Origin of the sequence: Nostoc cf. edaphicum LEGE 07299 (assembly GCF_015207245.1) — a bacterium.
GTDB classification, from domain to species: Bacteria; Cyanobacteriota; Cyanobacteriia; order Cyanobacteriales; family Nostocaceae; genus Nostoc; species Nostoc edaphicum_B.
In genome coordinates this window covers 1-5,316 of record NZ_JADEXF010000325.1, presented here as the reverse complement: position 1 = coordinate 5,316, position 5,316 = coordinate 1, and the positions used below count along the sequence as shown (strand labels likewise).

Annotated in this window: 5 protein-coding genes and 1 tRNA gene; 5 read left to right on the top strand and 1 reads right to left on the bottom strand. The window is 39.6% G+C overall.

Annotated elements, in window-relative coordinates; genetic code table 11:
* Positions 1-515: 515 nt before the first annotated feature.
* Positions 516-587, bottom strand: a tRNA-Thr gene (locus tag IQ229_RS11660).
* Between the two features lie 366 nt (positions 588-953).
* Between IQ229_RS11660 and argF the strand changes: the two genes are divergently transcribed.
* From argF to IQ229_RS11635, 5 genes are all read left to right on the top strand, one after another.
* The gene (gene argF / locus IQ229_RS11655; RefSeq protein ID WP_194043858.1) at positions 954-1,874 is read left to right on the top strand and encodes an ornithine carbamoyltransferase; all 921 of its coding nucleotides are present in this window, start codon (positions 954-956) and stop codon (positions 1,872-1,874) included.
* Positions 1,875-2,083: 209 nt separating this feature from the next.
* The gene (gene lexA / locus IQ229_RS11650) at positions 2,084-2,689 is read left to right on the top strand and encodes a transcriptional repressor LexA (protein WP_194043857.1); all 606 of its coding nucleotides are present in this window, start codon (positions 2,084-2,086) and stop codon (positions 2,687-2,689) included.
* An 84-nt stretch (positions 2,690-2,773) separates the two neighbouring features.
* A complete protein-coding gene (locus IQ229_RS11645; protein ID WP_194043856.1) occupies positions 2,774-4,255 on the top strand; it encodes a DNA phosphorothioation system restriction enzyme in 1,482 nt (493 codons plus the stop codon).
* Between the two features lie 311 nt (positions 4,256-4,566).
* Complete coding sequence (locus tag IQ229_RS11640; protein ID WP_194043855.1) at positions 4,567-4,740, top strand: hypothetical protein; 174 nt, start codon at positions 4,567-4,569, stop codon at positions 4,738-4,740.
* Positions 4,737-5,316, top strand: a 580-nt coding sequence (locus IQ229_RS11635) for an AAA family ATPase (RefSeq protein WP_194043854.1), incomplete at its 3' end; no start/stop codon positions are given. The genes IQ229_RS11640 and IQ229_RS11635, both read left to right, overlap by 4 nt.

Sequence of the window (5,316 nt, the reverse complement as noted above, 5' to 3'; positions counted from 1 at the left end):
GTCTAATATCAGTACCGAGCGATCGCAATCAATTCATGCTTGTACCTGGGCTGACTTTTCACGGCATCAGGAAAACCTCTCTCTAAATCTCTCTCCTAAAAGGAGAGAGACTTTGAATTTTCCTCCTTCCCGCCACGGGTTGGGGGTTAGGTTTTTGGTGGACTTTTCCACATAACGTGAAAAGTCAGGTACCTGGGAAGGGTTTTTACTGAAACTGCGAGCATTCATGTTTGCATATACTCTCCAACAAGCATTTATCTCATCAGTTAATTTTTCTACTTTTATAGTTCACTCCCAATTACGGTTGCGCTAGAATGCAACCGTAAACTTTTTATGTGCATTTATCTAATTCACCGATTACGCAGCATCCAGAATTTTATAACCCGCAACTTGGGTTATTATGTTAATACTTATTATTCCAAACAATTCGGCCACACTAATTTTCTGCGAAAACTTCGCATAATTCAATTGAGTCCAAAAAACAACCCCAAAATATTAATTTGCGAATCTACAAAAGCCAGCAGCGGGATTTGAACTCGCGACCTTCCGATTACAAGTCGGATGCACTACCACTGTGCTATGCTGGCAAGTCTGACGATTACTCTTAATTAGCAACCACGATTTATTATTGTACCATAATCCGTTTATTTGTCTAGCTGTAAATTCTAAAAAATATCTGCTTCATCATAAATTAGGCTAAAAAATCAGAAATTTTAGCAATATCGCTGTTTTTGCCGCCCTACATGGTTCTTCTGGCGTTGCCATTGTGATGAACCAGAAACAATCAGGCATTCTGAATCACTGATAAAGTTGATAAATTAATATTTATAGCAAAAGCTAACTCAAATCCTGGGTTGAACCCAAAAATACCCGGTCAGTTCTAAAACTGTATTTTCTTGGCACGGTTGAATAAAGGAACAGAAATATATAATTATTTTTTACAGATTATAAGCATGGCAGCATTGCTCGGACGAGATTTATTAAGTCTAGCGGACATCAGTCCTACTGAACTTCAAGAACTCCTGCAATTGGCAACTCAACTTAAATCACAGCAGTTGAAGTTGCAGTGTAATAAAGTTTTGGGGTTGTTGTTCTCCAAAGCTTCAACTCGCACACGGGTAAGTTTTACTGTGGCGATGTACCAACTTGGTGGACAGGTAATCGATCTCAATCCTAATGTCACTCAAGTTAGCCGTGGAGAACCTTTGCAGGATACGGCGCGGGTGTTAGACCGATATCTGGATATTTTGGCAATTCGTACTTTTGCCCAGCAAGATTTAGAAACTTTTGCTCACTATGCGAAGATTCCGGTGATTAATGCGCTTACTGATGCAGAACATCCTTGTCAGGTATTAGCGGATTTATTGACGATTCAAGAAAGCTTTAACACCCTTGCTGGGTTAACTTTAACCTATGTGGGTGATGGGAATAATATGGCTAATTCTCTGATGTTGGGCTGTGCTTTGGTGGGGATGAATGTTAGAATTGCCACCCCTAGCGGATATGAGCCAGATTCTCAGATTGTAGAACAAGCAAGAGCGATCGCTAATAACAAAACGGAAGTCCTCGTCACTAATGATCCAGAATTAGCAGCTAAGGGTTCTGCTGTACTTTACACTGATGTTTGGGCAAGTATGGGGCAAGAAGCAGAAGCAGACAACCGGATGCCAATTTTTCAACCTTACCAAATATCAGAGCAGCTATTAAGTCTTGCTGACCCAGAGGCAATTGTTTTACACTGTCTACCAGCCCATCGTGGTGAAGAAATTACCGGATCTGTTATTGAAGGTTCTCAATCACGAGTTTGGGAACAAGCAGAAAATCGCCTGCACGCCCAAAAGGCTTTGCTTGCTAGTATTTTAGGAGCAGAGTAGGGAATAGGGCACAGGGTATAGGGTATAGTTTTCTTGCTTGTAACCTGTACCCTCTAACCTGTAACCTGTAATATTCTTATTTGTCAAAAGGCAAAAGAGAAAAAAATAATATTGCTTTTGCCTTTCATATTTTTACTTTTCTCTTGTTATGGGGAGTTTTTTGTAGTACTAATGTTCTAGAGACATTTATAATTACTTCTCGCAAATTTATGGAACGTTTAACGGAAGCTCAACAAGAACTTTACGAATGGTTGGCAGAATACATCAAAACGCACCAGCATTCGCCTTCTATTCGGCAAATGATGCAAGCGATGAACTTGAAGTCACCAGCACCAATTCAAAGTCGTTTAGAGCATTTACGCACTAAGGGATATATTGAATGGACTGAAGGACAAGCGCGAACGATTCGGATTTTGCATCCTGTTAAGCAAGGTGTACCAATTTTGGGAACGATCGCTGCTGGTGGTTTAATAGAACCGTTTACTGATGCTGTAGATCATTTAGACTTTTCTAATTTCGAGTTACCTCCCCAAACCTACGCTTTGCGGGTAGCTGGCGATAGCATGATTGAAGATTTAATTGCTGATGGCGATGTGGTATTTCTGCGTCCAGTAGCAGAACCAAATCATTTAAAAAATGGCACCATCGTCGCCGCCAGAGTTGATGGGTTCGGTACTACTTTAAAGCGTTTTTATCGTCAAGGCGATCGCGTTACTCTCAAACCAGCAAATTCTAAGTACAATCCTATTGAAGTCAGCGCTATACAAGTGCAGGTACAAGGTTCTCTGATCGGTGTTTGGCGAGGTTACAACTGAGTAATGGAGAATGGGAGTAGGGAATGGGGATTGGGAAAGATAAGTACTAATGACCAATGACCAATGACCAATGACTAAATAAATATGTACCTGACGAAAAATTCAGTGCAGCAACTGCCCACTTTCCGGTTGAAATTACCATTTACAAGGGAAAGTAAGGGCAGTTATTACACTCCGCAACCATTACCAGGATGCCCAAGAATGCCTCCGTCTCTGCAATTGCGGCAATATCAGCGACAAGCGATCGCTAGCTGGTTTACCAACAATGGCAGAGGGACGCTGAAAATGGCTACTGGTAGTGGTAAAACTATTACTGCATTAGCGATCGCTTGTGAATTATATCAGCAGATTAATTTACAAGTTCTGGTGGTGGTGTGTCCCTACCGCCATCTCGTTACTCAATGGGCGCGAGAATGTGAAAAATTTAATTTGCAACCCATTTTAGCTTTTGAGAATTTACGTACTTGGCAAAGTCAACTTTCTACGCAAATTTATAATCTGCGTTCTGGTTCTCAACGGTTTGTCACGGTGATTACTACGAACTCCACTTTAATTGGAGATGGGTTCCAGTCTCAACTCAAATATTTTCCTGCCAAAACTTTAATTATTGGGGACGAGGCGCATAATTTAGGCGCACCCAAATTAGAAGAAAGTTTACCGCGTAGTGTTGGGTTGAGACTAGCTTTATCTGCCACACCAGAGAGGTATTTTGATGATTTTGGTACGCAATCTCTATTTGATTATTTTGGCCCAGTTCTCCAACCGGAGTTTACTTTGAGGGATGCGATCGCTCAAGGTGCTTTGGTGCATTATCTGTATTATCCGGTGCTGGTGGAGTTAACTGAAGCAGAAAGTATTGCCTATTTAAAGTTAACCAAAAGAATTGGGCGATCGCTACTTTACCGAGATAGAGAAAATGGACAAGCAGGAAGTTTTGAAGATAATGAAGATTTAAAACCGTTGTTGATGCAAAGAGCAAGATTAATTGGTGCGGCGGAAAATAAATTAAATGCTTTGCGGGATTTAATGATTACTCGCCGCGAAACTACTCACACACTTTTTTATTGTAGTGATGGTTCCCAAGATGCGGGACAACGTTCATCTCTACGTCAACTTAGAGCTGTTGCTAAAATTCTGGGAGTGGATTTAGGTTACAAGGTAAGCACCTATACAGCCCAAACAACTTTACAAGAACGAGAAATATTACGTCATCAATTTGAAAGTGGTGAGTTGCAGGGTTTAGTCGCAATTCGTTGTTTAGATGAAGGTGTAGATATTCCGGCAATTCAAACTGCGGTGATTTTATCCAGTTCTGGAAATCCTCGGCAATTTATTCAGCGACGGGGGCGAGTTTTACGTCCTCATCCAGCTAAGGAACGCGCGACAATATTTGACATGATTGTTTTGCCACCAGATTTAGATAGAGAAACTATAGAAGTTGAGCGCAATCTGTTGAAAAAGGAATTACGTCGCTTTGTGGAGTTTGCTGATTTAGCTGATAACGCAGGGGAAGCAAGAATGAAGTTACTTGATTTACAAAAGCGATATGGTTTATTAGATATTTGATGATGAACTATATAGTTGTATTATTTTGTAAAATTTTTCGATTTTTGAAAAAACAAGCATTAAGTATGAAATAATAAAATAATGAGTTTGATAATAATGGGATGTAAGTGGCTTTAAAAATTTTACTTACATCCCATTATGATCTAGATGTTAATATTAATAATAACAGAAAACAATTCAATAATAAAGCTTTTTTCAAATAAAAAAATAGTTTTTACAAAATTAAGGATAACGCAAACAGTGACTTTACGGAGGTAAATACAGTACTAGAGAAAGTTAAAATATAAAAAAATTATATTTCCAAACCGAAGATGTCACAAGATGCGAATATCGATGATGTACAGGAGCCAATAACCAGCGCTCCGCCGGAAGTACGGCAAATTATCGAGCGGGTATGGAAGCTGGAGAAAGGCAGACTAGATAAGAAGATTAACAGCCATATAAATGATAATATTTTGGACATTATTAAGGAGGAGGTGCGATGAAGCTGACTTCAATAAAGCTATGCAACTTTCGCTCCTTTTATGGTACGACACCAGAGATGCTTCTGGCTGGTGGAGATATTCAAAACACAACGATTATTCATGGTAATAATGGCTCTGGAAAAACTAGTTTACTAAATGCCTTTACTTGGGTATTATATGAAAAATTTAGTGCAGCGTTTGCATCGATAGAACAGCTAGTTAATAAGCGTGCGATCGCAGAAGCTCAAAAAGGTCAAGCTGTAGAGTGTTGGGTGGAAATTGGCTGGGAACATGAAGGTAAACGCTATCGAGTCAAACGCACCTGTCGTGGTTATAAAAATGAAGGAGGTTTTGACGCTAGCAAAACTCAATTAACGATGTGGGTTGGTGCGGATGATGGCAAATGGAATATACCAATTCAGCAACCAGACGATATAATTAATCAAATTTTACCCCCTACTTTACATCAATATTTTTTCTTTGACGGCGAGCGAATTGAAGAAATAGTCCGTTCTGTTAAAAAAGCTGAAATTGCCGAAGCTACAAAAATTTTCTTGGGTGTAGAAGTAATCAATCGTTCCATAAGACATTTAGGAG

Coding starts and splice junctions, on each gene's coding strand:
- argF (WP_194043858.1), top strand. CDS start 954: ATGGCAGCATTGCTCGGACGAGATTTATTAAGTCTAGCGGACATCAGT.
- lexA (WP_194043857.1), top strand. CDS start 2,084: ATGGAACGTTTAACGGAAGCTCAACAAGAACTTTACGAATGGTTGGCA.
- IQ229_RS11645 (WP_194043856.1), top strand. CDS start 2,774: ATGTACCTGACGAAAAATTCAGTGCAGCAACTGCCCACTTTCCGGTTG.
- IQ229_RS11640 (WP_194043855.1), top strand. CDS start 4,567: ATGTCACAAGATGCGAATATCGATGATGTACAGGAGCCAATAACCAGC.